This is a genomic window from Massilia sp. AB1 (assembly GCF_018119385.1).
Classification (GTDB): Bacteria; Pseudomonadota; Gammaproteobacteria; order Burkholderiales; family Burkholderiaceae_D; genus Telluria.
Window position 1 is genome coordinate 1 of sequence record NZ_JAGKSG010000108.1, and the last position, 1,070, is coordinate 1,070.

The following is a 1,070-nucleotide window of genomic DNA, read 5'->3' on the forward strand; positions in this document are numbered from 1 at the left end:
GAAATGGCAAAGGAAAAATTCGAACGGACCAAGCCGCACGTCAACGTCGGCACCATCGGTCACGTTGACCACGGCAAAACCACCCTGACGGCTGCGATCGCAACCGTTCTGTCGAAGAAGTTCGGCGGCGAAGCCAAGGCATACGACCAGATCGACGCGGCTCCGGAAGAGAAGGCACGCGGCATCACCATCAACACCGCGCACGTCGAGTACGAGACCGCGAACCGTCACTACGCTCACGTTGACTGCCCGGGCCACGCCGACTACATCAAGAACATGATTACCGGTGCTGCGCAGATGGACGGCGCGATCCTGGTGTGCTCGGCCGCTGACGGCCCGATGCCGCAGACCCGCGAGCACATCCTGCTGGCGCGTCAGGTTGGCGTTCCTTACATCATCGTGTTCCTGAACAAGTGCGACCTGGTCGACGACGCAGAACTGCTGGAACTGGTCGAAATGGAAGTGCGCGAGCTCCTGTCGAAGTACGAGTTCCCGGGCGACGACCTGCCGATCATCAAGGGTTCGGCTCGTATGGCGCTGGAAGGCGCAGCTGGCGAGATGGGCGAAGACTGCATCATCCGTCTGGCTGACGCACTGGATTCGTACATCCCGACCCCGGAACGTGCCGTTGACGGCGCCTTCCTGATGCCGGTGGAAGACGTGTTCTCGATCTCGGGCCGCGGTACCGTGGTGACCGGTCGTGTCGAGCGCGGCATCATCAAGGTCGGCGAAGAAATCGAAATCGTCGGTATCGTCGACACCGTCAAGACCACCTGCACCGGCGTGGAAATGTTCCGCAAGCTGCTGGACCAGGGTCAAGCTGGCGACAACGTCGGCCTGCTGCTGCGCGGCACCAAGCGTGAAGACGTCCAGCGTGGCCAGGTTCTGGCCAAGCCGGGCTCGATCAAGCCGCACACCGACTTCACCGGCGAAGTGTACGTCCTGTCGAAAGACGAAGGCGGCCGTCACACCCCGTTCTTCAACAACTACCGTCCGCAGTTCTACTTCCGTACGACTGACGTGACCGGTTCGATCGTGCTGCCGGCCGACAAAGAAATGGTCATGCCAGG

The 1,070-nt window shown here is 61.4% G+C and carries 1 protein-coding gene; it reads left to right on the top strand.

The genetic code is table 11. The annotated features are described in order from the left end of the window. Nucleotides 1–3: 3 nt before the first annotated feature. On the top strand, nucleotides 4–1,070 hold a 1,067-nt coding region (tuf, locus tag J8847_RS24005), incomplete at its 3' end, for an elongation factor Tu (RefSeq protein ID WP_211527197.1).